A 26,047-nucleotide genomic window follows, 5' to 3' on the forward strand; every position below is an offset into this window, starting at 1 on the left:
ACCTGTCGCGGCTGAAGCCGCTCCTACAAAAGACCCTGGCAGGGCCTGCCACCACGATTGGGACAGGCGCTAACGCAGCAGATCGCCATGCACGACGCACTCGCCGTCGCTGCGCGCCGGCCCCGGCGCGTCGTACAGCACCAGCCAGCTCGGCACGCCGCCGGACAGCGCCGGCGGCAGGTTGCACAGGGCTTCGGCGCGGTCGCTGTCCTCGCCGTGCGGCAGCACCAGCGACTTGACCAGCTCGCGCTGGAACCGCACCGGTTCGCGGTTGGCGGCCAGCGCCGCGCGCGCGCCGGGCCAGCGGAACAGGCGGATCTCGCCGTTCAGCACCATGGTCGGGCCGGCCAGCAGGTACAGGTCCTCGCCGTGGAAGTGCAGGTCGCGCACGCCCAGCCCGCCCAGCTGCAGGAAATGCTTGCGCAGCAAGGTGCCCTGCGCGTCCAGCGGCACCAGCCGCAGATGGTCGTGGTGCGCCTCCACCGCGATCTCCAGCAATCCGGCCCAACCGCGCAGCACCGGGCCGCGCAGGCCCAGCAGCAGGCGCTGGCCGTCCACCGCCATGCCTTCGATATCGAAGCCGTTGTCCTTGCCGGGGATCTTCAGGTAGGCGCCGAAATGCGGATCGTCTTCAAGCAGCTCGGTGAGCTGGTTGTGTTTGGCATCGCCCTTCAGCCGCAGCGCGCGGCGGCCATCGGCGGTGTCGCGCACCAGCTGCGGCGCGCCGTCGGCATCGCGCTCGATCGGCAGGCAGGCGAGCAGGCGCCGGTTGGCGTCGAGCTTGAGCTTGGCCAGGCGCTTGCCGTTGTCGGCGTCGTCGCGGTCGGGCTTGGCGTTCTTGCGCTTCATGCCATGCGAGCCGACCACCCACAGATAGCCGGGCGACAGCGCCATGCCTTCCAGGTCGGCCTCCTCGTCGTGGTCGCCGGGCAGGTCGAGCAGCTCGCCGAGGGCGAAGCTGCGGCCTTCGCCGAAACGCAGCGCCTCGCCGCCCACCGGTGCCAGCGCACGCAGGCGATCGACCGCGCAGGCTTCGTCACCGGCCACCCACAGCCAGTCGTCGGTGAAGGCGGCGCCGGACAGGTTGGCGTGGACCAGCGCGCCGGGCGCGAATTCCAGGCGTACGGCGTGCGGCAGCAGGGTCTTGGGCATCGGAGCGGTAGGCCGGTAGCGGAGCGGAAGCGACAGCAGAGCGCATCGTGCGTTCGGATGGCGTATGTTGCGCAACGCATGCGGCGGCGGCTGGCGAATGCAGTTCGCGCGCCGCAGCCTTGGTCATGGCCTCGGCGCGCGGCTGCTGGCCCAGCACTGTTCGGCATGTGAGTGAACGCCTTGGGCGCAAAACCACGCTGGCAGTGGCGCGACCGATCCGCGCTGCACCAAGCATGGCGCGCTAGCGCGGCACCGGTGATGGCCAGCCGAGTCCAGCGCCTGCGCGTGGATCGACCAGCCGGCTACTCGAAGCCGCCCAGCTCCGCGCGCACGATGGCCGGCGCCAGCTGACCGCGCCAGTCGCGGTCGTTGGCGACCTGGGCGCGGGCGCGGCTGGCCTCGAACGCGGCGAAGTCCAGCTCGGCGAGCGCCCAGACCTGCTCGCCCCGGGTCTGCGCGACGATGCCGTCGGCCGGGAAGCCGGCGTCCATCGGCGCGTAGATCGCCGCCTCGCCGGTGTTCACGTCCAGCGCCGGGCTCCATTCGGCCAGGCCGGCGGTGACCGACTGGGCGACGAAGATGCGGTTCTCCAGCGCACGCGCCAGGCAGCCGATGCGCACGCGGGTGGCGCCGGCCTCGGTATCGGTGCAGCTGGGCACCACCAGCAGCCGCGCGCCGGCCTCGTACTGGGCGCGCACCGGCAGCGGGAATTCGCTGTCGTAGCAGACCGCCACGCCGGCGCGCACGCCGTCGCCCGCCGCGAACACCTTCAGCGCGTCGCCGCCGTCGATCAGGCCGGTGGCCTTCTCGAAGCCGGTCAGCTGCAGCTTGTCCTGCCAGCCGTGGCTGCCGTCGGGCGCGAACCAGTAGGCGCGGTTGCGGTAACGGCCCTCGCCGCTGGCCAGCAGGAAGCTGCCGGCGACCAGATGCAGGCGATGCCGCTGCGCCAGCTGCGCGAACAGCGCCAGGTACTGCGGATGCAGCGCCTGGATCGCCGCCAGCGAGGCCGGCAGGTCCTCGGACACGGCGCTGGCGAAGGTCGCGGCCAGTTCCAGCGACAGGTATTCCGGCAGCACCGCCAGCTGCGCGCCGGCCTGCGCGGCCTGGCCGATCAGGGCCGCCTGCTTGTCGGCGAAGGCGGCGAAATCGACCGGCGCGCCGATCGGGTACTTGGCGACGGCGATCTTCATGCGGCGGGCTCCAGCGGGCGGGTCCAGAAACTCAGGGTATGCAGGATCTCGCCGCGCTCCAGTTCGTCCCACGCCAGCTGCATGCGCAGCGACGGCTGCCGCACGTAGCCGCGCTTGTGCCAGAACGCGTCGTTGCCGCGGTAGCCGGGCGGGCGGCGCGGATCGTCGGGATCGCGGTCCACCGCGCAGAACGCGGTCAGCGCGAAGCGGCCGAGCGCGCGCGCATGCGCCTCGCGATGATCGAAGAAGGCATGGCCGACGCCGCGGCCGCGATACGCGGGCAACAGCACCGATTCGCCGAAATAGAACACCTCCGATACCGCGATGTCGCTGCCGGCGAAGGCCGCGCCGAACGCCTCGGCATCGTCGCCGAGCGGCAGCCCGGTGGAGGCGCCGATCACGCGGTCGCCGTGGCGCGCCAGCACGAACACGCTGTCGGGCGAGGCGGCGTAGGCGGACAGATACTCGCGCTCGTAGTCCAGGTCGCCTGCGTACAGGTACGGCCAGTCGCGGAACACGGCGATGCGCAGCCGCGCGACATCGTCCAGGAACGGGGCGATCTGCGCGCCGCGCAGGCGCTGGATGGGAAGCGGAGAGTCCATCCGTGAACTCTACCGCAGGCGTTTCCGTGGCGCTGCCGGCTTGGCGATGCCCTGGTCGATTCACTCCTGTCGCCATCCCTGGCGCTGGGCGTCCCTGCCCGGTCCTGCGTCCTGCCGCGGCCTCCATGGCCGCGATGGCGTCGCGCGATCGCGATTGCCCGTGCCATCCATGACACCTTCCCTGGCGCCGGGCCTCCTGCCGGTTGCTGCGTCCTGCGGCGGCGTCCTTGGCCGCGGTTGCCGCGCACGATCGCGCCGTCCTGCTCGATCCATCCATGCCGCCGTCCCTGGCGTCGTGCTTCCTGTCCGTTGCTGCGTCCCGTCGCGGCGTCCGTGGCCGCTACGCCGTCGCGATCGCGCTTGCCTGTGCCTCCGCTCGCCAGCCCGACCACGACCGACGCTCGCGATGCCGGGAACGAGGGCGGCACGCGAAGCCGCGCTTGGCCCGCATCGGTGATCGCTTCACCGCCACCAGCGGCACAGCAGCGCCGCCTGCGCCGGCAGCACCAGCAGCCGCGCGCGTCCCTGCGCTTCCCAGGTCACGAAGCCGGGGCCATGGCTGGCCTGCGCGGCCTGCCCGGCGGCCTGCGCCCAGGCCGAATCGCGGCGCAGCGCGCGCCAGGCGCAGTAGCGCCAGGGTTCGGCCTCGCCGGGCAAGGCGGCGCGGGCCTGCTGCGCCGCCGCCAGGAACGCCAGGCCCTGCGCGACCAGCGCATCGCGGCTGCGCTCGCTCAGCCGCAACCACAGGGCGCCGCCGCGGTCGGCGGCGGTGACCAGCGCCGCCTGCGCGCTGCGCGCCAGGCTCGCGCCGGCGTTGCCGCGGTGCAGGCCGCGCGTGTCCAGCGCGTCCGGCAGCAGGGCCTGGACGCGACGATGCAGATGGGTATGTGCCGACATGGCGGAGTCCTGATCGCGTGCCGGCTCAGCGCAATGCCGCGCCGAGTTCGTACCAGTCGATCTTGCGGGTGATCCACATGATCGCGGCGAGGATGCCGAACAGCAGCAGCGAGCCCATCAGCAAGGCGTTGTCTTCCGACGCCAGCAGTCCGTACAGGGCGCCGTACAGCACGGTGAGCATGCTGGCGAAGCCGGCCGCGCGGCCGCGGCTGCGCAACACCCCGGACAGGTAGAAGAACTGCAGGCCGATGCAGGCCACCGCCGAGACCAGGTAGGCCTGCCAGAACGGGATGTGCTCGGACAGGCTGAGCAGCAGCAGGAAGAAGATCGCCAGCGCCAGGCCGACCAGCAGGTATTGCAGCGGATGGATCGGCAGGCGCTTGATCAGTTCGAACAGGGCGAAGGCGACGAAGGTCAGCACCACGAACAGGATGCCGTACTTGCTGGCGCGATCGGCCTGGGTGTAGACGTCGACCGGATCGACCAGGTCCACGCGCAGCGCATCGATGTCGCCGCCGGAGAACAGCTGCGCCTGCGCGCCGGTGGCCAGCGACGACAGCGCCCAGCTGGCCTGGAAGCCCTGCTCGGTGATGCGGCGCTCGTTGGGCAGGAAGCGGCCGCCGAACAGCGGATGCGGCCACGGCGAGGTCAGCGCGATCTGGTTGTCGTCGCCGACCGGTACGATCGACAGGCCCTGGGTACCGTCGAGCACGAATTCCATTTCCACGCTGTGCAAGTCGGTGAGCGTGCCTTGACGCGTATCCGCCAGCGCCGGCAGCAGCGCATGCACGCCCTTGGACTGGCCGGCGAGCGCCAGCGAACCCGGCTGCAGCGCCAGCGCCTTGCCGTCGGTGCGCAGGTTGGGCGTGCCGACCAGGCCGCGCACGTCCTGGAGGCCGACCACCAGATACGGCTGGCCATAGCTGCGGCCTTCGACCGCCTCATAGTCGAGATCGTCGAACTGCGCCTTGAGCCGCGCATGCCAGCTGTACACCTGCACCTTGAACAGGCCGATGCTGCGCTGCGACGGCTTCAGCTCGCCGCTGATCGCCAGATGCCTCGGCGTCTGCAGGTCGTAGCCGCTTTCGGTTTCGCGCTTGACGCTGCGCTTGCCGTCGGCATCGACCACCGCGACATCGCGCACCTGCGTCCACGGCACCACGCGCAGCGGACCGAGCAGGCGCTGTTCGCCGGCCTTGCTTTGCGACACGCGTTCCACCGCCTGGTCGCGGTAGCGCTGGCGGTCTTGCACGGTGCCGCGGATCATCAACAACGGGATCAGCAGCAACAGGATCAATCCGCCGATGGTGGCGAATCGCAGAACGAGCTTGAGGGATTTCATCGGCGGTCCTCGGTGATGGAGGACGCCAGGGTGCCGCGCCTGCGTGTGCGGGGTTTGAGGCGAATTTGAAGCGAGTGTGAAGTGGGTGGCGTGCGTGCCTGAGGCGGGCCGCAAACGCCATCGCGCAAGGCGTTCGCTTGCGAGCGATGTCGGGACCAGCATCGGCGGCGAACAGCGTCGGGGCTGAAGCCCCTCCTACAGTGCACGCAGGAAGCTGGCCGCAAGCCCCCTGTAGGAGCGGCTTCAGCCGCGACGAGCGGAGTCAGGCATCCCAATGCTGCCGGCTATCTGTCGGGGCTGAAGCCCCTCCTACAATGCACCCAGGAAGCTGGCCGCAAGCCCCCTGTAGGAGCGGTTTCAGCCGCGACGAGCGAAGCCAGGCATCCCAATGCTGCCGGCTATCTGTCGGGGCTGAAGCCCCTCCTACAGTGCACCCAGGAAGCTGGCCGCAAGCCCCCCTGTAGGAGCGGCTTCAGCCGCGACGAGCGAAGCCAGGCATCCCAATGCTGCCGGCTGTCTGTCGGGGCTGAAGCCCCTCCTACAGTGCCCCCATCCAGTTGGCCGCGAGTCCCTTGTGGGAGCGACTTCAGTCGCGACGAGCGAAGCCTTGCGCCGCAGCGGTCACGCACACCGTCGGAACCGATGGCTTGGGACCACGCCGGAGCCGATCCTGCGCTGGATCCAGGCCCCGCTCAGGCGGCCGGCAGCGACAGCCGCGCCACCGCGCCGCCAGTCGCGCGGTTGCGCAGGCTGGCTTCGCCGCCATGCAGCCGCGCCACTTCGCGCACGAACGGCAGGCCCAGGCCGGAACTGCGCTGCCCGGTGGCCGGCCGCGCCAGCGAATAGAAGCGTTCGAACACCCGCTCCAGCGCGTAATCGGGAACTCCGGGGCCTGCGTCCTCCACCAGCAGCGCGATGCGCGCGTCCGCGTCGCGCTCGGCACGCAGCACCACGACCCCGCCATCCGCCGAGAACGCGATCGCGTTGTCGAGCAAATTGTGCAGGGCCTGGCGCAGCAGATACGGATCCCCAACCAGCGCCAGCTCCGCGTCCGGCACCTGCACCTGCAGTTGCACGCCGCTGGCGAGCAGCTGCGGCGCCAATGCCTCCTGCAACTGCGCGAATAGCGGCGCCAGCGCGATGCGCTCGCGCCGCTGCAGCCAGCCGTGCTGCTCGATCTCGGCCAGCGCCAGCAGCTTGTCGATGGTTTCGGTGAGGCGCTGCTGCTGCTCGGCGATGTTGCGCACGAAGCGTTGACGCTCCGCCTCCGGCAGCGGTTCCTGCAGCAGTTCGGCGGCGCCGCGGATCGCCGCCAGCGGACTCTTCATTTCGTGGGTCAGCGACTGCACGTACTGCTCGACATAGGCCTTGCCCTCGAGCTTGCGCCGCATCGTCTCCAGCGCGCGACCGAGGTCGCCGATCTCGTCGCGGCGCGGCGGCGGCGGCGGCACCGGCTCGCCGGCGCTGACCGCCTGCGCGTAGCGGTTGAGGCGGCCGATGCCGCGCAACAGGCCCCAGGTCATCAGCAGCCCGATCAGCGCGGAGATGCCGATCAGCCAGGCGCCGCGCAACAGGATGCTGCGCTGGCTGGCGACGATGAACGGCTCGATGCTGCGGTTGGGCTGCGACAGGGTCAGCACGCCGATCAGGCGGCGGGCGTCGTCCGGATCGTAGATCGGCGCGGCCACGTGCATCACCGTGTGGTTGGGGTCGCCGTCGCCCTCGGCGCTGGAGCGCGCGCCGTATTCGCCGCGCAGGGTGCGGTAGACGTCGTTCCAGCGCGAGTTGTCGCGGCCCAGGTCCTGGCCGCGCGAATCGAACACCACCACGCCGGCCGCGTCGGTGATGGTGACCCGGTAGTCGACGCTGCGCTTGGGGAAGCGCCACACCATCGCGCGCGGATTGCGCCGCTGCGCCGCGCCGAGGTCGCGAGCGAAGGCGCCGCTGTCGATGCGCCCGGCCTTGAGGTCGGTGGCTGCCATCTGCGCCAGCACGTTGGCCGCGTCCACCAGGGTCGATTCCATCGCCTGGCGCACGCCGGGCTTGACCTCGTTGACGAACACCCGCATCACGAAGAACGCGGCGACGCCGACGATCAGGAAGAAGCCCAGGAACAGCCTCAGCCCCAGCCGCATCTCACTGCTCCAGCGCGTAGCCGATACCGCGATGGGTGCGGATCGGGTCGTGCGCGGCGCCGGCCGCGCGCAGCTTGGCGCGCAGCGTCTTGATGTGGGTATCCACGGTGCGGTCGGCGCTGTCGGCGCTGCTGTCCCAGCCGCGGTCCATCAGTTGCGCGCGGCTGAGGATGGCCCCGGGGCGCTGCAGCAGCGCGGCCAGCAGCGCGTATTCGTAGCGGGTCAGGTCCAGGGCGGCGTCGCCGTAGTGGATACGGCGGCCGTCGCGGTCGATCGCGAACGCGCCGTGCCGCTGCCAGCCCTGTTCCGCTTCCGCACTCGCCGCAGGCGCTGGGCGCCGCAGCCGCGCACGCACCCGCGCGACCAGTTCGCGTGGCGAGAATGGTTTTGCCATGTAGTCGTCGGCGCCCAGTTCCAGGCCGAGCACGCGGTCGATTTCGTCGTTGCGCGCGGTCAGGAAGATCACCGGCACCTGGCTGAAGCTGCGCAGTTCGCGGCATACCTCGAAGCCGCCCAGGTCGGGCAGGCCGACATCCAGCACCACCACGTCGATGCCGCCAGCGCGCGCCTGCACCAGCGCCTCGCGCCCGAGCAGGCAGTGCCGTACCTGGTAGCCCTCGCTGCGCAAGGCGTACAGCACGGTATCGGCGATGGCGGATTCGTCCTCGACGACGAGGACACACGGGGCGGTGGACGCGGACATGGCGCGCAGCATAGCCGTAGCGGAGCGCGGCGTGCAGCGGCCGGCTGGCCGAAACGCGGCGGCGCGTGCGGCCCGGGTCCGGCGCACGCCGTCGGCGCCCGCGCGCGGCCATGGCCTGCCGCAGCGCGGCGCAGCGGCCAACGCCACGCCGCGATGCTGCGCCGGCTCAGCGCAGGAAGCGCACCTCGTCCACTTCGACTTCGGCGGAACGGAAGTCCTTGTCGAACTCGCCCAGCAGCTCGACCTGCGCCTTGTCGTCGAACGCACGCCCGGCCGGCAGCCGGTGCGCATCGATCTCGACCTTCACGCTGCCGGTCGCGTCGCGGAAGGTGTAGCGGTCGCCGCCGTCGTGGGACACGATGTTCCCGCGCAGCACCACCTGCTGTTCGTCCTTGCCCTGCTCCAGCAACTGCTTGACCGTGGTCACCGGCACGCTGCTGGGGCCGGTGTATTGCGCGATGGCCTGGCCACTGGCGAGGACGGCGATGGCGGCGGCAAACGCGGAAAGAAGGGTCTTGCGCATGGAGTGCTCCTTGGGGTCGATGTCATGGCCGATCGCCATGGACGCCATTGGAACGCGCGAACCTGAAGTGGATCTGATGCCTCGGACTGCGATTCAGGCGCACCGCCTGGATCGGGAGCGGCGTCGATCGGCATGCTCCCGGCGCAGCTTCGACGGCACGCATGGCATCTGGCGCTTCTCGGGAGCCGTACGCACGCAGCGCCGGCGCATGTCGCGTTCCAGGCTTGGCATCTCGCACAAAGCGACGCGCCGCCTGGGTCGGCGGGTTCGCATTGCGCATCGCACATGCCGCCGTTGTCGATCGCCCAGCGCGAACACACCCACGACGCGACGCCGATCGGCGCTGCGTATGGCGACAAGCAACGTTCTATCCGGCCACCGGCTCGCGCTGCGGCAACTCGATGCGCACCGCCAGCCCCATGCCCTGGCCGCCGGAGTCCAGGCGCAACTGCCCGCCGTGCAGGGCGACGATGCGCTCCACCAGCGACAGGCCCAGCCCGCTGCCCTGCCCGGCATTGCCGAGCACGCGGAAGAAACGCTGGGTGAGCCGGGCCAGGTCGCCCGGCGCCACGCCGGGGCCGTCGTCGCGCACGACGATGCGCACCGCCGATAGCGCCCCCGTGGCGCCGCGCACCGCGGTGGCGTCGATGCGGACCTGGCCTTCCGCCCTGCCGTAGCGCACCGCGTTGTCGAGCAGGTTGCGCAGCGCGCTGCGCAACAATTCGCCATGCGCCCAGACCGTGTCCACGCCGATGTCCACGTGCAGTCCGATGCGCTTGGCCGCCGCCGCGGGCGCGATGTCGGCCAGTACCGCGTCGACCAGCGCCGGCAACGCCACGGCCGCGCAGGCCAGGCTGCCGGGTTGCTGCGGATCCAGCCGCGCCAGCATCAGCAGGTTGTCCACCAGCGCCGTGGCGCGGTCCACGTCGGCGCGCAACGTCGCCAGGTCCTGGCGCTGCGCCGGGTCCAGGGTCGCCGCGTGGCTGCGCTGCATCAGCTGGATCTTCATGCGCAGCCCGGCCAGCGGCGTGCGCAGTTCGTGCGCCGCATCGGCGGTGAAGCGGCGCTCGGCCTGCAGCGCCTCGCCCAGCCGCGCGAGCACGCCGTTGAGCGCCTGCACGATCGGGCGCAGCTCGTCGGCCTGGCCGGTCGCGGACACCGCGTTCAGCGCCTGCGGCGACTGCCGACCGATATCCTCGGCCAGGCGCTCCAGCGGCCGCAGCTGGCGGCGGATCACCCACCAGTTGAGCGCGGCCAGCAACACCAGCAGCGCCAGCGCCGGCCACACCAGGTTCTCGGCCATGTCCTCGAGCAGCTCGGTGCGCTCTTCCAGCGGCTGCGCGACCTGCACGTAGACATCCTGCGCGCGGGCGTGCAGCACGTGCACGCGCCACAGCCGCTGCGCGTGGCGCACGCTGGTGGTGGTGTCGTCGTCGTGTACCTGGCCCGGCGGCACGAACGGCTGCCGCGGCACGTCCGCCGAGCGGCGCAGCACCGTGCCGTGGCGATCGACGATCTGGTAGTACAGGCGCACCCCGCCGTCGGCGTCCGCCACCGCGTCGTCCTCCGATGGCGCCGCGCCGTGCAACAGGCCGGGGCCGAAGGTCGCGACCAGGCGCGCGCTTTCTTCCAGCGCATCGTCGAACACGTCGCTGGTTTCGGTCCAGGCCACGCCGACGATGACCGCCAGGCTGACCAGCCAGCAGGCGATGCTCGACCCCAGCGTGGTGGCGATCAGCCGCCGGCGCAACGAATAGCGCGCATCCGCCGGCTGCGGCGCGGCCGCCGCGGCGCGCCGCCAGCGCGGCCACCTCATCGCGGCGCTCCCAGGCAGTAGCCCTGGCGCCGGATGGTGGTGATCAACGCGCTGCCCAGCTTCTTGCGCAGGTGCGAGATGTGCACCTCGATCGCGTTGCTCTCCACTTCCTCGCCCCAGCCGTACAGCGCGTCCTCGAGCTGGTCGCGGCCGACGATATGGCCCTTGCGCGCCAGCAGCGCATGCAGCACCGCGTACTCGCGCGCGGTCAGCGCCACCGGCTCGCCGTTGCGGGTGACGCGCTTGGCCACGGGGTCCAGCGTCACCTCGCCGTGCGACAGCAACACCGCGGGATCGCCGCCGCCCCGGCGCAACGCGGCGCGGATGCGCGCCGACAGCTCTTCCAGGTCGAACGGCTTGACCAGATAGTCATCGGCGCCCAGGTCCAGGCCCTGCACCCGGTCTTCCAGCGCATCGCGCGCGGTGATCATCAGCACCGGCGTGGTCACCCGCGCCGCGCGCAGCGTGCGCAGCAGGGCGTCGCCGTCGAGCCCGGGCAGGCCGCGGTCGAGCAGCACGCACTGGTAGGGCTGCGCCTGCAGCGCGGTGCGCGCCTCGTCGCCGCGGGTCAGCCAGTCCACGGTGTAGCCGTCCAGCTTCAGCCACGCGCGCAGGGTGTCGCCGAGCGAGAGATCGTCTTCTACCAGGAGGATGCGCATCGGGGAAAAATAGCGGACCGGGCTTAAGGGAATCTGATGGCCGCGACCATACGCGATGCGCGGCGGTGCTGCCGCGAGGACCCGCGCAGGCGAGCCGCGGCGCGTTCCTGGCGGACCGACACCCGCCATGCCAGCTCGACCGCCGCAGCGCCCGGCGCGTGCCGGCATGGCTCCGCGCCGATGCGCCCCGTACACTGCGCCGATGAACTATCGCCACGCCTACCATGCCGGCAACCATGCCGACGCGCTCAAGCACACCGTGCTGCTTGCGCTGATCGATGCGCTCAAGCGCAAGGACAGCCCGTTCTTCGTGCTCGACACCCATGCCGGGCGCGGCCGCTACCTGTTCGCCGGCAGCGAGGCGCGCAAGACCGGCGAGGCCGCGGCCGGGGTGCTGAAGCTGATGGGCCAACCCACCTTGCCCGAAGTGCTGGAGCGCTACCTGCGCGCGGTGCAGGCCGACAACCCGGTGGGCGCCCTGCTCGCCTACCCCGGCTCGCCGCTGCTGGTCGCCCAGGCCATGCGCGAACAGGACCGGCTCGCCGCCTGCGAACTGCAGCCGGAGGAAGCGGCCGAACTGAAGGCGCTGTTCGCCAGCGACCGCCGCGTGCAGGTGCATGCCGGCGACGGCTATGCGGCGATCAAGGCGTTCGTGCCGCCCAAGGCCGGCGCGGCCAAGATCGGCCGCGGCCTGGTGCTGATCGATCCGCCCTACGAATCGCAGGACGCCGAGTACCCGCTGATCGCAGCGGCGCTGCGCGAGACCCTGACCCGCTGGCCGCAGGCGATGTGCGCGGTGTGGTATCCGATCAAGCAGCGCCGCAGCCTGCAGCCGTTCTTCCGCAAGGCCGCGGCGATGCCGGCCAAGTCGGTGCTGCTGGCCGAACTGCAGGTGCGCCCCGACGATTCGCCGCTGCGGCTCAACGGCAGCGGCATGCTGCTGCTCAATCCGCCATGGCAGTTCGAGCAGGCCTTGGCGAGCGCGTTGCCGGCGCTGAAGACGCACCTGGGCGAAGCGGGCGCATCGACGCGCCTGGAGTGGCTCAAGCGCGAGGAGTGAGCCGGCGCGCGGAGCTCCCGCCGCCTCGCAACCGCGCACCGCGCTGGGTCAGTAGCAATCCCAGTTGTAGGCGACGCGGCTGAAATCGCCGCGCTGCAGGTCGGCCGGATCGATGAAGAAGTTGGCGATGCCGCTGTCGCCCCACATCATGTCGTCGTCGCTGTCCAGCTGCAGCAGCAGCACCTGCCGATCCTGCGGCTTGCGCGGATCCTCCTGGGTGAACTCCGGATAGCCGCCGAGCTTGTGCCCGCTGCGATTCAATGCGTCGTACAGCGCCTCGTCCACGTCGTCCTGCGGCAGCGCATGGCGGCCGGCGTAGGCGGCAGCAACCTCGTCCAATGGCCGGCCAAGCGCCTGTTCGAAGTGCACGTCGCTGCTGCCGATGGTTTCTTCGCCGACAGCGAAATGCATCGCCCGCGGATGCGCCGGATCGAACGGCAGCGTGTCGGCGGCCGGCAACGGCACCTCGACCTGCCGCGCCGAGGCCTCGGGCCGCGGCCAGTACACGACGCGGAAATTGCGTTGCGCGCTCAATGCGGCCAGGTCGGTGGCGCCGTCGAGGTTGGCGCCATAGAAATCGTCGCTGCCGATGAAGAACTGCAGCATGCCGTGCGTGGGATAGCCCTGCAGCGGCGGCATCTTGGCCAGGTCGACCTGCGCCAGCAGCGCCAGCGGCTGGCCATGGGCGTCTTGCGGGTATGCCTTGTCCGCGGTCCAGTACGGGCGGCCGCCGACCTTGCTGGCCAGACGATCGTCCTGCGCCATCGGCTGCAGGCGCAGCTGCGCCACCGGCTTGCGCGTGGCGTCCAGGCGTTGCCGGTACGGCCCCAGTACCGCGTCGGCCTTCACCTCCGCCTTCGCGGCGGACGCTGCGTGGGGCGATGGCGCGACCGGCGGCAGCGACACCTGCGCATTGCGCTCTAGCCACCAGCCGCCGCCCAGCACCAGCCCGCCCAGCACCGCGACCAGCGCCAGGGTGATCACGGTGGACAGCAGCACAGCGTTCGAGGTCTTCATTCCGTTGTCGCCCGCGATGGACCGGGCGCCACTGTAGCAATGCCGCTCAGTTGCCGGAAGCGACCGCGGCGGCGCCCGCCTCCGGCTCGAAGAAGCTCCAGCGCACCGCCGGGAATTGCTGCTTCAGGCCACGCTCGATGCGGGTGATATCGGCGAGCAACGCCGCCGCGTCGTGCTTCTGGCGCAGCGTCGCCTGCACCGACACCATCACATCCTCGCCGAGCTGCACCGCGATCAGGTGGATCACCCGCTCGATCTCCGGCTGCCCCTGGAAGAACGCATGCAACTGCCGCTGCAGCGCCGGGTCCACGCTCTGCCCGATCAGCATCGCCTTGATCTCGATCGCCACCAGCACCGCGACCACGATCAGCAGCGCGCCGATGGCGATGGTGCCCAGCGCATCCCACAGCGGGTTGCCGGTCAGCACCGTCAGCAGCACCGCGGCCAGCGCCAGCGCCAGGCCGAGCAACGCCGCCAGATCCTCGCCGAAGATCACGATCAGCTCGGCCTGGCGGCTTTCGCGGAACCAGGTCCACAGCGAACGCCCGCCGCGCACCTTTGCGATCTCCTGCAGGCAGGTGCGCAGCGACACGCCCTCGGCGACCAGCGCGAACCCCAGCACGCCCACCGCCCAGCCCCAGCTGCTCAGCGGCTCGGGCTGCAGCAGCTTGTGCACGCCTTCGTACACCGAGAACATGCCGCCGATGCAGAACAGCATCACCGCCACCAGGAACGACCAGAAGTAGATCGCACGGCCATAGCCCAGCGGATATTCGGCGCTGGCCGGGCGCTTGGCCTGGCGCATGCCCAGCAGCAGAAGCAGCTGGTTGCCGCAGTCGGCCAGCGAGTGCACGGTCTCGGCGAGCATCGCGCCCGAGCCGGTGGCCAGCGCGGCCGCGCCCTTGGCCAGGGCGATGGCCAGGTTGGCGCCCAGCGCGAAGAAAATGGCGCGTCGCGAATCGCCGCTGCCGGACATGGCCTCTCCTGATCGAAAACCGTCGCCTAGCGTAGGCAAACGCGGTGAGCGCAGCGTTCACGGCAGCGGCCCCGGGTAATGCGAGAATCGAGGCTTCGTCGAGGATCATCCGGCCATGGCTACCCGCAACCGCATGCCTCCGTGGCATGAAAACTTCACCTTGCCCAGCGGCCGCGAGCTGCTGATCCGGCCGATCCGGCCGGAAGACAGTGCGCCGCTGCAAGGCGCCTTCAGCCTGCTAGGGCCGACCGAGATCCGCGAGCGGTTCCTGCATTCGGTGCAGGAACTGACCGAGGACATGGCGCAGCGCCTGACCCATCCCAATCCAAAGACCGAACTGACCCTGGTCGCGGCCGAACCGTTGCCGCCGGGCGAAGCGGTGGTCGGCGCGGTGGCGCGCGCGGCGATCACGCCCGGCACCCGCGAGGCCGAGTACGCGATCCTGGTCAGCAGCTTCGTCGCCGGCCAGGGCCTGGGCCGGCAGCTGATGCGCAAGCTGGTGAAGTGGGCGCGGCGCAAGTACCTCGACCGGTTGTACGGCGACGTGCTCGAAAGCAATCTGCCGATGCTGCAGCTGGCCGAATCGCTGGGCTTCCAGCCGATGCCGCATCCGGACACCCCGGGGCTGGTGCGCGTGGTGCTGGAACTGGGCAACTGAGCGAAGCCGGCCGCGCGCGGACTGCGGTGCGGCGCGAGCCCGAGCGGCGCACCGCGAACCGCCGCAGGTGCGCAATGCCCGGCGGCTTGCGCAGCGCAGCGGGGACATCAACAGCCTGCCCCGCCGGCCCTCCCCGCCAGGCCATGCGACACGTCACACCGCGCGCAGGCTTGCAGCCACTCCCCAATCCCAACTCCCCAATCCCGGCTTGCTAGACTAAGCGGTCAATGGCGCCTCTTTCCTTCCCCGTTCCGCCGCTGCCCAAATCCGGCCAGCTCCGCGCCTTCTGGCGCGCCCCTGCGTCCCCGACCGCACTGGCCTGGCACATCGCCTGCGCCGCCGCGGCGCATCGCGGGCCGCTGCTGGTGGTCGCGCGCGACAACCAGAGCGCGCACCAGATCGAGGCCGACCTGCACACGCTGCTGGCCGGCGACGACAGCCTGCCGGTGGTGCCGTTCCCGGATTGGGAAACCCTGCCCTACGACCAGTTCAGCCCGCACCCGGACATCGTCAGCCAGCGCCTGTCGGCGCTGCACCGGCTGCCGACCCTGCAACAAGGCATCGTGGTGGTACCGGTGCAGACGCTGATGCAGCGGGTGGCGCCGTTGCGCTACATCGTCGGCGGCAGTTTCGACCTGCACGTGGGCCAGCGCCTGGACCTGGAGGCGGAAAAGCGCCGCCTGGAAAGCGCCGGCTACCGCAACGTGCCGCAGGTGATGGACCCGGGCGATTTCGCGGTGCGCGGCGGCCTGCTCGACGTGTACCCGATGGGCTCGGACACGCCGTTGCGGATCGAACTGCTGGACGAGGACATCGACTCGATCCGCGCCTTCGACCCGGAATCGCAGCGCTCGCTGGACCACGTGCAGGCGGTGAAGATGCTGCCCGGCCGCGAAGTGCCGATGGACGATGCCAGCGTGGAGCGGGTGCTGGCCACGCTGCGCGAACGCTTCGACGTGGACACCCGGCGCAGCGCGCTGTACCAGGACCTGAAGGCGCGGCTGGCGCCGTCGGGCATCGAATACTACCTGCCGCTGTTCTTCCAGGAAACGCGCGGCGCCGGCGCCGCGGCGCGCGATGCCACCGCCACCCTGTTCGACTATCTGGGCGAGTCGGTGCTGCCGCTGCTCGCGCCGGGCGTGGGCGCCGCCGCCGATGCGTTCTGGGCGCAGACCCAGAACCGCTACGAGCAGCGCCGCCACGACGTGGAGCGCCCGCTGCTGGCGCCCGAAGAGCTGTACCAGGCACCGGACACGCTGCGCGAAAAGCTCAACGGCCTGCCGCGCATCGAGGTGTGGGCGGCCGACCATGCGCGCATCGACGAGGCGCAGGCGCTGGGCGACCAGCCGCTGCCGCCGCTGCCGGTGGCGGCCAAGGACGCTGCCCCGGCCGAGGCGCTGAAGAGCTTCCTCGGCAGCTACCCGGGCCGGGTACTGATCGCCGCCGATTCACCGGGCCGCCGCGAAGCGCTGCTGGAAGTGCTGGCCGCGGCGGGGCTGAAGCCCGAGGTGATCCCCAATTTCGCGGCATTCCTCCCTTCTCCCACCGGGAGAAGGTGGCGCGAAGCGCCGGATGAGGGGACGGCGCGCGCGCCATCCCCATCGAAAAAGGCTGCTGCTTCGTCCGAGTCCTCAACAGCCGCGCGGAAGCAGACCGCGAGCGGCCGTACCCTCACCCCAACCCCTCTCTCCCACGGGGACTCCCTTCGGTCGCCGGGGGGAGAGGGGCTCGGCGGCTTCGGTGGACTCGATGTTGCGCCGGCAGCATTCGCCATCGCCGTGGCGCCGCTGGACGACGGCTTCGCCCTCGACGAGCCGCGCATCGCGGTGCTCACCGAGCGCCAGCTGTTCCCCGAACGCGCCGGCCAGCCGCGGCGCACGCGTCGCGCCGGGCGCGAGCCGGAAGCGATCATCCGCGACCTCGGCGAACTGACCGAAGGCGCGCCGATCGTGCACGAGGATCACGGCGTCGGCCGCTACCGCGGGCTGATCGTGCTCGATGCCGGCGGCATGCCCGGCGAGTTCCTGGAGATCGAATACGCCAAGGGCGACCGCCTGTACGTGCCGGTCGCGCAGCTGCACCTGATCAGCCGCTACTCCGGCGCCTCGGCCGAAACCGCGCCACTGCATTCGCTGGGCGGCGAGCAATGGACCAAGGCCAAGCGCCGCGCCGCCGAGAAGGTGCGCGACGTGGCCGCCGAACTGCTGGAGATCCAGGCGCGGCGCCGCGCCCGCGCCGGCCTGGCCCTGCAGGTGGACCGGGCCATGTACGAACCGTTCGCCGCCGGCTTCCCGTTCGAGGAAACCACCGACCAGCTGGCCGCGATCGAGGCCACCCTGCGCGACCTGGGCAGCAGCCAGCCGATGGACCGCGTGGTTTGCGGCGACGTCGGCTTCGGCAAGACCGAGGTCGCGGTGCGCGCCGCGTTCGCCGCGGCCAGCGCCGGCAAGCAGGTGGCGGTGCTGGTGCCGACCACGCTGCTGGCCGAACAGCACTACCGCAACTTCCGCGACCGCTTCGCCGACTGGCCGCTGCGCGTGGAAGTGCTGTCGCGCTTCAAGAGCGCCAAGGAGATCAAGGCCGAGCTGGAGAAGGTCGCCGACGGCGGCATCGACGTGATCATCGGCACCCACCGCCTGCTGCAGCCGGACGTGAAGTTCAAGGACCTGGGCCTGGTCGTGGTCGACGAGGAACAGCGCTTCGGCGTGCGCCAGAAGGAAGCGCTGAAGGCGCTGCGCGCCAATGTGCACCTGCTCACCCTCACCGCCACGCCGATCCCGCGCACGCTGAACATGGCCATGGCCGGGCTGCGCGACCTGTCGATCATCGCCACCCCGCCGCCGAACCGGCTGGCGGTGCAGACCTTCGTCACCGCCTGGGACAACGCGCTGCTGCGCGAAGCGTTCCAGCGCGAGCTGGCGCGCGGCGGCCAGCTGTACTTCCTGCACAACGACGTGGAAAGCATCGGCCGCATGCAGCGCGAGCTCAGCGAGCTGGTGCCCGAAGCGCGCATCGGCATCGCCCACGGACAGATGCCCGAGCGCGAGCTGGAACGGGTGATGCTGGATTTCCAGAAGCAGCGCTTCAACGTGCTGCTGTCGACCACGATCATCGAATCGGGCATCGACATCCCCAACGCCAACACCATCGTCATCAACCGCGCCGACCGCTTCGGCCTGGCCCAGCTGCACCAGCTGCGCGGCCGCGTCGGCCGCTCGCACCACCGCGCCTACGCCTACCTGCTGGTGCCGGACCGGCGCAGCATCACCGGCGATGCGCAGAAGCGGCTGGACGCGATCGCCTCGATGGACGAACTCGGCGCCGGCTTCACCCTGGCCACCCACGACCTGGAAATCCGCGGCGCCGGCGAACTGCTCGGCGAGGACCAGAGCGGGCAGATGGCCGAGGTCGGTTTCAGCCTGTACACCGAGCTGCTGGAACGCGCGGTGCGCAGCATCCGCCAGGGCAAGCTGCCGGACCTGGACGCCGGCGAGGAAGCGCGCGGCGCCGAGGTGGAACTGCATGTGCCGGCGCTGATCCCGGACGACTACCTGCCCGACGTGCACACCCGCCTGACCCTGTACAAGCGCATCTCCAGCGCGCGCGACAGCGAGCAGCTGCGCGAACTGCAGGTGGAGATGATCGACCGCTTCGGCCTGCTGCCGGATGCGGTGAAGCACCTGTTCGCGATCGCCGAGCTCAAGCTGCAGGCCAACACGCTGGGCATCCGCAAGCTGGAACTGGGCGAGAACGGCGGCCGCATCGTGTTCGAGGCCAAGCCCGACGTCGATCCGATGACCATCATCCAGATGATCCAGAAACAGCCCAAGCTGTACGCGATGGACGGCCCGGACAAGCTGAAGGTGAAGCTGCCGCTGCCGGAAGCGGCGGACCGCTTCAACGCCGCGCGCGGCCTGCTGGCGGCGCTGTCGCCGCGCTGACCGCCAGGCCCTGAGCTGCGCGCAGGACGCCTGCGCCAAGGGCGGCATGCCCTCCAGGCAGTCGCGCGCCCAGGCTGCGCACAATGCGAACGTTGCGAAAACGGCCGGTTTCCCGGCCGTTTTCTGTTGTGGTAGCGCTACCGCGACGTTGGCACGGCGCATGCATCCGTTACCTGTCAGCGGATGGCGTTCGCCCACAACTGGAATGGGTTACCGCTCACCAGCCTGAACCGCTCATCCGTGTCAAGGATTTGCGAGACAAATGCGTCTTTCGGCCTAAATATTCCGAAAAGGCGCCGATATCTGCTTACAGCAAGCCCGACCGGCTTGTTCGCACCCGCGCCGCGGCCGGGATTTCGCGACGTTCCCCCTGCTCGAATCGGAGACATGCCATGCGCTCGAAACTCCCGGACTCCCCGCCCCCGCCGCTGCAACTGAGCCTGGACGGCGACATGACCATCCGCCGCGCTGGCGAACTGAAGCCGCTGCTGTTGCCGGCGCTGGAACACCCCGGCGGCCTGCAGCTGCAGTTGCAGGCGGTCACCGAAATCGACGCCACCGGCATCCAGCTGCTGCTCGCCACCCAGGCCGCGTTGCGCGCGCTGGGCCGGCCGTTCCAGCTCGACGGCTGCAGCGCGCCGGTCAACGACGCGCTCGACCTGCTCGGCCTGCGCGACACGCTCGCGCCCGGCGCCAGCGACACCTTCCACTGATCGGCGCCAGCTCATGAATTTCGCTCAACTGCTGCAGACCTTCATCGCCGAGAGCCGCGACCTGCTCGAGGACATGGAACGCAACCTGCTGGAAGCCGAACGCGGCGAAGCCGGCACGGACGCGGTCAACGCCATCTTCCGCGCCGCGCACACCATCAAGGGCTCCGGCGGACTGTTCGACCTGGCGCAACTGGTGGGCTTCACCCACGTCGTGGAGAGCGTGCTGGACCTGGTGCGCGAGAACGCGGTGGCGCTGGATTCGGAGCTGATCCAGTTGATGCTGGCCTGCTGCGACCACATCCGCGCATTGGTGGAAGCGGCGGCCGGTGCCGAGGCCGACGAAGCGGTGCTCGCCGCCGAGGGCGAGCCGCTGCTGGCGCGGCTGCAGACCTATCTGCAGCCGGCCGCCGCGCCGGCCGCCGCCGCCGCAGCCGTGGCCACCACCGCGGCGCAGACCGGCTACTGGCGGATCTCGCTGCAGCTGTTCAGCGATGCGCTGCGCTTCGGCAACTCGCCGCTGCACCTGATCCGCTGCCTGCGCAGCCTGGGCACGCTGGAGGCGGTCCGCACCCGCCACGAGCGCGTGCCGGCGCTGCCGGACCTGGATCCGGAAGCCTGCTACCTGGGCTTCGACATCCTGCTGCGCTCCGACGCGCAGCAATCGGCGATCGAGGACATCTTCGAATTCGTCCGCGACGACTGCGACCTGCAGGTGCTGGCGGTGGATCCGCACGGCGATGCCGCCAATCTGGAGCTGCCGCTGCTGGTCGCCGAGGCCGGCGGCCACGGCCACGCCGACGACTTCGCCAACTTCGGCAGCCCGGAGCCGGCGGCGGTGCCGGCCGCGCCCGCACCCGCGGCTGCTCCCGCGCCGGCGCCGCCGGCCAAGGCCGCCGCGGCCGCGGCGGCACCCGCCGCCGCACGCAGCGAGGGCGGCTCGATCCGCGTCGATGCCGACAAGCTCGACCGCATGATCGACCTGGTCGGCGAGCTGATCATCGCCGTCGCCAGCACCGGCGCCAACGCGCAGCGCACCGGCGACGCGCAACTGCTCGAATCCACCTCGATCCTGGCCGGGCTGGTCGAGGAAGTGCGCGAGAGCGCGCTGCAGCTGCGCATGGTCAAGATCGGCGGCACCTTCAGCCGCTTCCACCGCGTGGTCCACGACGTGGCGCGCGAACTGGGCAAGGACATCGTGCTGGTGGTCAACGGCGAGGACACCGAGCTGGACAAGTCGGTGGTGGAGAAGATCGCCGATCCGTTGACCCACCTGGTGCGCAACGCGATGGACCACGGCATCGAACCGGCCGAACTGCGCCAGGCGCGCGGCAAGCCGGTGCGCGGCACGGTACGGCTCAACGCGTTCCACGATTCGGGCAGCGTGGTGATCCAGATCAGCGACGACGGCGGCGGCCTGAACCGCGACAGGATCCTGGCCAAGGCGCTGGAGCGCGGGTTGATCGAGCCCGGCCGCAGCCTGTCCGACCGCGAGGTGTTCGCGCTGATCTTCGAGCCGGGCTTCTCCACCGCCGAGAAGGTCACCAACCTGTCCGGCCGCGGCGTCGGCATGGACGTGGTCAAGCGCAACATCGCCGCGCTGCGCGGTAGCGTGGACATCAGCAGCCAGCAGGACGTGGGCACCACCATCTCGGTGCGCCTGCCGCTGACCCTGGCGATCATCAACGGCTTCCAGGTCGGCGTGGGCAAGTCGGTGTTCGTGGTGCCGCTGGACGTGGTCGAGGAATGCGTGGAATTCGCGCCGAACTACCAGAGCGACTACATCGACCTGCGCGGCGGGGTGCTGCCGTACGTGCGCCTGCGTTCGCTGTTCGGCATCGCCGGCGCGCCGCCGGCGCGCGAGAGCATCGTGGTGATCCGCCAGGGCGCGCAACGCTTCGGCCTGGTCGTGGACACGCTGCTGGGCGAATGGCAGACCGTGATCAAGCCGCTGGCCAAGGTGTTCGCCGGGGTCAAGGGCATCAGCGGGTCGAGCATCCTCGGCAGCGGCGGTGTCGCGCTGATCCTGGACGTGCCCTCGCTGCTGTCGCAAGTCGAACCTTCCACCGATTCGCTGGCGGCCTGACGCCGCCCCGCGGGTGCGCTTGCGCACCCACGCCACTCATAGACGCTAGCCAGGAACCGCTGCCATGTCTCATCGCTCACGGATCGCGACCACCTTGTTGACCACGACGGCCATCGCCGTCGCCCTGCCCGCCGCTGCCGCCGCCACGGCGCTGCTGCTGCCGCTCGCGCAGGGCACCGCACTGGCCCTGGTCGCGGCCGCGACGCTGGCCTGCGCCGGCGTGCTGGGCTGGGCCGCGCTCGCCGCGGCGCGCACGCTGAATGTGGCCACCGCCGGGCTGGACGCGCTGGTGCGCGGCGACCTGGAGCGCATCGTGCCGGCAGCCGGCGCCACCGAAAACGAAGTGACGCAGCTGCTGCGCACCGCGCAGGCCGACCTGCGCCAGTTCCACGCCGACGTCGTCCACATGGCCAGCGCGCATGCCGCCGGCGAGTGCGAGGTGGCGCTGGACCTGGCGCGCTGGCCCGGGACCCACCGCGACCTGGCCGACAACATCAACAAGATGGTCGCCGGGCACATCGGCGTGAACAAGCAGGCGATCGACTGCGTGGCCGAATTCGGCCGCGGCAACTTCGCCGCGCCGCTGGCCGCGTTCCCGGGCAAGAAGGCCTTCATCAACGACACCATCGAGCAGGTGCGCCGCAACTTGACCGGCCTGAACGCGGAGATGCGGCGCATGTCCGACCAGCACGAGGCCGGCGAGATCGACGCGATCATCGACAGCGCGCAGTTCCAGGGCGATTTCCGCGGCATGGCCGACGGCATCAACCGCATGGTCGGCGGGCACATCGCGGTCAAGAAGCTGGCGATGGGCGTGGTCGCCGAGTTCGGCCGCGGCAACTTCGACGCGCCGCTGGCGCAGCTGCCCGGCAAGAAGGCCTTCATCAACGACACCATCGAGCGCGTGCGCGGCAACTTCAAGCAGCTGATCGCCGAGATCAACCGCATGTCCGCCGAGCACGACAGGGGCGACATCGAGGTGATCATCGACACGGCCAAGCTCGAAGGGGATTTCCGCGCCATGGGCGACGGCATCAACCGGATGGTGGCCGCGCACATCGCGGTCAAGAAACTGGCGATGGGCGTGGTCGCCGAGTTCGGCCGCGGCAACTTCGACGCGCCGCTGGCGCAGCTGCCCGGCAAGAAGGCCTTCATCAACGATACCGTCGAGCACGTACGCGGCAATTTCAAGCACCTGATCGCCGAGATCAACCGCATGTCCGCCGAGCACGACAAGGGCGACATCGACGTGGTCATCGACACCGCCAAGTTCGAAGGCGACTTCGGCGCGATGGGCAACGGCATCAACCAGATGGTGGCCGCGCACATCGCGGTCAAGAAACTGGCGATGGGCGTGGTCGCCGAGTTCGGCCGCGGCAACTTCGACGCGCCGCTGGCGCAGTTGCCCGGCAAGAAGGCCTTCATCAACGACACCATCGAGCAGGCGCGCGGCAACCTGCGCAGCGTCGCCGACGTGATCAAGGTGATGGGCGCGGTCGCCGACGGCGACCTCAGCTGCAAGGTGCAGGGCCGCTACGAGGGCGCGTTCGCCGACATGCAGCGCTACGTCAACGCCACCATCGACAAGCTCACCGGCATCGTCAACGAGGTCAACGGCAACGCCGCGACCCTGGCCAGCGCCTCCGAGCAGTTGTCGGCCACCGCGCAGTCGCTGAGCCAGGCGGCCAGCGAACAGGCGGCCGGCGTGGAGGAGACCAGCGCGTCGCTGGAACAGATGACCGCCTCGATCTCGCAGAATTCCGAGAACGCCAAGGTCACCGACGGCATGGCCGCCAAGGCCTCGCGCGAAGCCGCCGAGAGCGGCGAGGCGGTGCGCGCCACGGTTGCGGCAATGAAGGAGATCGCCCGGAAGATCAGCATCATCGACGACATCGCCTACCAGACCAACCTGCTCGCGCTCAACGCCGCGATCGAGGCCGCACGCGCCGGCGAGCACGGCAAGGGCTTCGCCGTGGTCGCCGCGGAGGTGCGCAAGCTGGCCGAACGCAGCCAGGTCGCCGCGCACGAGATCGGCGACGTGGCCGGATCCAGCGTGGACCTGGCGGAAAGCGCCGGGCGCCTGCTCGACGGAATGGTGCCGTCGATCCGCCGCACCTCCGACCTGGTGCAGGAGATCAGCGCCGCCTCCGAGGAACAGACCTCCGGGGTGGGCCAGATCAACTGCGCGGTGGTCCAGCTCAATCAGACCACGCAGCAATCCGCCGCCAACGCTGAAGAATTGGCCGCCACGGCCGAAGAAGTAAGCAGCCAGGCCGAACAACTGCAGATGCTCATGAACTTCTTCAAGACCAATCCCAGCGCCGCCGCGTCCGCCCCGACCCCGTTGCCGCGGCGCGCGCCGGCACCGGCAGCGCGGGCGCCGCGCCTGCGCGCCTTCGCCGGCAGCGTCCCGGCGGCGGCGCGACTGGACGAAACCGCCTTCGAAACCTTCTGACCCCGCAACAGCCCACCGGAACCGGCCGCAAGGCCGGGTGCGCCACCCCAACATCCATAGGTACACCGTCATGTCCAACGCCATCTCACTCTCCTCCAAGCTATGGACTGGCTCCTGCATCGCCGTGCTGCTGCCGTTGGCAGCCAGCGCGGCCGGCTTCGCGCTGGCGCTGCCGCCGGGCCAGATCCTGGCGCTGGCCGTCGCCGCGGCGGTCCTGGGCGGCGCGGCGCTCGCCTACGCCGCGCATGCGATCTCCCGCTCGCTGCGGATCGCCACCACCACCCTGACCCGCTTCGCCCGCGGCAATTTCGAGGTGGTGATGCCGACGGTGCGCAACGACCAGGCCTGCGAGATCCTGCTGGCGCTGCGCGAAGTGCAGTCCGGCGTGCGCCAGATCGGCGACGAGATCGGGCGCATGACGCGCGAGCACGATGCCGGCGACATCGACGTGGTCATCGACGGCCAGCGCTTCGAAGGCGACTTCCGCGCCATCGCCGAGGGCATCAACCGCATGGTCGGCGACCACATCGCGACCAAGAAGAAGGCCATGGCCTGCATCGCCGAATTCGGCCGCGGCAACTTCCAGGCGCCGCTGGAGAGCTTCCCGGGCAAGAAGGCGTTCATCAACGACACCATCGAACAGGTGCGCCGCAACCTGCTGGGGCTGATCGCGCAGATGAACCACATGTCCGCCGAACACGACGCCGGCGACATCGACGTGACCATCGACAGCCAGCGCTTCGAAGGCGATTTCCGCAGCATGGCCGACGGCATCAACCGCATGGTCGTGGGCCACATCGCGGTCAAGAAGCTGGCGATGGGCGTGGTCGCCGAATTCGGCCGCGGCAACTTCGATGCGCCGCTGGCGCAGTTGCCCGGCAAGAAGGCATTCATCAACGACACCATCGAACAGGTGCGCGGGAACCTGCGCGCGCTGATCCGCGACACCAACCTGCTGGTCGACGCCGCCGGCGCCGGGCGCCTGGACGTGCGCGCCGAGGCCGGCCAGCACCACGGCGATTTCCGCCGCATCGTCGACGGCATCAACCAGACCCTGGACGCGGTGATCGGCCCGCTGAACGAAGCGCGCCTGGTGCTCAAGGCGATCGAGGACGGCGACCTGACCCGCACCGCCAACGTGCCGTGCCAGGGCCAGCTGAAGGAACTGTGCGACAGCATCAACGGCACCGTCGCGCGCCTGGCGCAGGTGGTCGGCGAGGTCAACATCAACGCCGAAGCGCTGGCCAGCGCCTCGGAGGAAGTCAGCGCCACCGCGCAGTCGCTGAGCCAGGCGGCCAGCGAGCAGGCCGCGGGCGTGGAGGAAACCAGCGCGTCGCTGGAGCAGATGACCGCCTCGATCGCGCAGAACACCGAGAACGCCAAGATCACCGACGGCATGGCTGCCAAGGCCGCGCGCGAAGCCATCGAGGGCGGCGAAGCGGTGCGCTCCACGGTCGCGGCGATGAAGCAGATCGCGCAGAAGATCGGCATCATCGACGACATCGCCTACCAGACCAACCTGCTGGCGCTGAACGCGGCGATCGAGGCCGCGCGCGCCGGCGAGCACGGCAAGGGCTTCGCCGTCGTGGCCGCGGAAGTGCGCAAGCTGGCCGAGCGCAGCCAGATCGCCGCGCAGGAGATCGGCGACGTCGCCACCTCCAGCGTCGAGCTGGCCGAGAACGCCGGCAAGCTGCTCGACCAGATGGTGCCGTCGATCAAGCGCACCTCCGACCTGGTGCAGGAGATCACCGCCGCGTCGGAGGAACAGACCTCCGGCGTCGGCCAGATCAACGCGGCGGTCGGCCAGCTCAACCAGACCACCCAGCAGGCCGCGTCCAATTCCGAGGAGTTGGCCGCCACCGCCGAGGAGATGAGCGGCCAGGCCGAGCAGCTGCAGCAGCTGATGAGCTTCTTCCGCACCAACCAGGTGACGGCGCCGCGGCGGCCGGTCGCGGTACCGCGCGCCAGCAAGAAGGCGGCGCCTGCGCGGACACGCACCTTCAGCTACGGCGAGGGCGGGCTGGCGCTGGTGACGTCGCCGGACGAAGTGCACTTCGACAGCTTCTGATCCGACGCCACGTCCAGTCCCGCAGTTGCCGACAATCGCCGTCCGCTGCCCGGACAA

General features: G+C 70.4%; 17 protein-coding genes and 3 pseudogenes. 8 read left to right on the top strand and 12 right to left on the bottom strand.

The window, feature by feature from the left end:
• Positions 1-69: 69 nt before the first annotated feature.
• The 10 genes from HDC36_RS07745 to HDC36_RS07790 form a co-directional block, all read right to left on the bottom strand.
• Entirely contained in the window at positions 70-1,152 is a 1,083-nt protein-coding gene (locus tag HDC36_RS07745) for a DUF3616 domain-containing protein (RefSeq protein WP_179566038.1), read from the bottom strand.
• Positions 1,153-1,454: 302 nt separating this feature from the next.
• Positions 1,455-2,342, bottom strand: coding sequence for a carbon-nitrogen hydrolase family protein (locus tag HDC36_RS07750; protein WP_179566040.1), 888 nt, complete (start codon positions 2,340-2,342; stop codon positions 1,455-1,457).
• Positions 2,339-2,944, bottom strand: a complete 606-nt coding sequence (locus tag HDC36_RS07755) for a GNAT family N-acetyltransferase (RefSeq protein WP_179566042.1) — start codon at positions 2,942-2,944, stop codon at positions 2,339-2,341. Before HDC36_RS07755 ends, HDC36_RS07750 begins: the two co-directional genes overlap by 4 nt.
• 462 nt (positions 2,945-3,406) lie before the next feature.
• Positions 3,407-3,841: a hypothetical protein gene (locus HDC36_RS07760; protein ID WP_179566044.1), complete on the bottom strand. Its 435-nt coding sequence runs from the start codon at positions 3,839-3,841 to the stop codon at positions 3,407-3,409.
• Positions 3,842-3,866: 25 nt separating this feature from the next.
• Complete coding sequence (creD, locus tag HDC36_RS07765) at positions 3,867-5,183, bottom strand: cell envelope integrity protein CreD (protein ID WP_179566046.1); 1,317 nt, start codon at positions 5,181-5,183, stop codon at positions 3,867-3,869.
• Between the two features lie 692 nt (positions 5,184-5,875).
• A complete protein-coding gene (gene creC / locus HDC36_RS07770; RefSeq protein WP_179566048.1) occupies positions 5,876-7,318 on the bottom strand; it encodes a two-component system sensor histidine kinase CreC in 1,443 nt (480 codons plus the stop codon).
• Position 7,319: 1 nt separating this feature from the next.
• Positions 7,320-8,033 (bottom strand): two-component system response regulator CreB, encoded by a 714-nt coding sequence (gene creB, locus HDC36_RS07775; protein WP_179566050.1) that lies wholly within the window; start codon positions 8,031-8,033, stop codon positions 7,320-7,322.
• A 154-nt stretch (positions 8,034-8,187) separates the two neighbouring features.
• Positions 8,188-8,544: a NirD/YgiW/YdeI family stress tolerance protein gene (locus HDC36_RS07780; RefSeq protein WP_179566052.1), complete on the bottom strand. Its 357-nt coding sequence runs from the start codon at positions 8,542-8,544 to the stop codon at positions 8,188-8,190.
• Between the two features lie 367 nt (positions 8,545-8,911).
• Positions 8,912-10,360, bottom strand: a complete 1,449-nt coding sequence (locus tag HDC36_RS07785) for an ATP-binding protein (RefSeq protein ID WP_179566053.1) — start codon at positions 10,358-10,360, stop codon at positions 8,912-8,914.
• Entirely contained in the window at positions 10,357-11,019 is a 663-nt protein-coding gene (locus HDC36_RS07790; protein WP_179566055.1) for a response regulator transcription factor, read from the bottom strand. The genes HDC36_RS07785 and HDC36_RS07790 overlap by 4 nt, the downstream gene beginning before the upstream one ends.
• Before the next feature lie 202 nt (positions 11,020-11,221).
• Between HDC36_RS07790 and rlmJ the strand changes: the two genes are divergently transcribed.
• Entirely contained in the window at positions 11,222-12,079 is an 858-nt protein-coding gene (gene rlmJ / locus HDC36_RS07795) for a 23S rRNA (adenine(2030)-N(6))-methyltransferase RlmJ (RefSeq protein ID WP_179566057.1), read from the top strand.
• A 48-nt stretch (positions 12,080-12,127) separates the two neighbouring features.
• Here the strand turns inward: rlmJ and HDC36_RS07800 are convergent, their stop codons facing one another.
• Together HDC36_RS07800 and HDC36_RS07805 are read right to left on the bottom strand one after the other, a co-directional pair.
• The gene (locus tag HDC36_RS07800) at positions 12,128-13,096 is read right to left on the bottom strand and encodes a YwqG family protein (protein ID WP_179566059.1); all 969 of its coding nucleotides are present in this window, start codon (positions 13,094-13,096) and stop codon (positions 12,128-12,130) included.
• 46 nt (positions 13,097-13,142) lie between these two features.
• Positions 13,143-14,072, bottom strand: coding sequence for a cation diffusion facilitator family transporter (locus HDC36_RS07805; protein WP_179566061.1), 930 nt, complete (start codon positions 14,070-14,072; stop codon positions 13,143-13,145).
• 115 nt (positions 14,073-14,187) lie between these two features.
• Between HDC36_RS07805 and HDC36_RS07810 the strand changes: the two genes are divergently transcribed.
• The 7 genes and pseudogenes from HDC36_RS07810 (at position 14,188) to HDC36_RS07835 (ending at position 25,990) form a co-directional block, all read left to right on the top strand.
• Positions 14,188-14,730, top strand: a complete 543-nt coding sequence (locus tag HDC36_RS07810; protein ID WP_145707860.1) for a GNAT family N-acetyltransferase — start codon at positions 14,188-14,190, stop codon at positions 14,728-14,730.
• 227 nt (positions 14,731-14,957) lie between these two features.
• Positions 14,958-16,265, top strand: a pseudogene (locus HDC36_RS23640) (transcription-repair coupling factor); the annotation flags it as partial.
• Between the two features lie 234 nt (positions 16,266-16,499).
• A pseudogene (mfd, locus tag HDC36_RS23645) lies at positions 16,500-18,671 on the top strand (transcription-repair coupling factor); the annotation flags it as partial.
• A gap of 392 nt (positions 18,672-19,063) precedes the next feature.
• Entirely contained in the window at positions 19,064-19,384 is a 321-nt protein-coding gene (locus HDC36_RS07820) for an STAS domain-containing protein (RefSeq protein WP_179566064.1), read from the top strand.
• Positions 19,385-19,397: 13 nt separating this feature from the next.
• Positions 19,398-21,467: a chemotaxis protein CheA gene (locus HDC36_RS07825; protein WP_179566065.1), complete on the top strand. Its 2,070-nt coding sequence runs from the start codon at positions 19,398-19,400 to the stop codon at positions 21,465-21,467.
• A gap of 220 nt (positions 21,468-21,687) precedes the next feature.
• Positions 21,688-23,775 (top strand): annotated as a pseudogene (locus tag HDC36_RS07830) (methyl-accepting chemotaxis protein); the annotation flags it as partial.
• A gap of 217 nt (positions 23,776-23,992) precedes the next feature.
• Positions 23,993-25,990 carry a methyl-accepting chemotaxis protein gene (locus HDC36_RS07835; protein WP_179566067.1) on the top strand — a complete coding sequence of 666 codons (1,998 nt, stop codon included), beginning with the start codon at positions 23,993-23,995 and terminating at the stop codon, positions 25,988-25,990.
• The last annotated feature ends 57 nt before the right edge of the window (positions 25,991-26,047 follow it).

Origin of the sequence: Xanthomonas sp. JAI131, from assembly GCF_013410075.1 — a bacterium.
Lineage (GTDB): Bacteria > Pseudomonadota > Gammaproteobacteria > Xanthomonadales > Xanthomonadaceae > Xanthomonas_A > Xanthomonas_A bonasiae.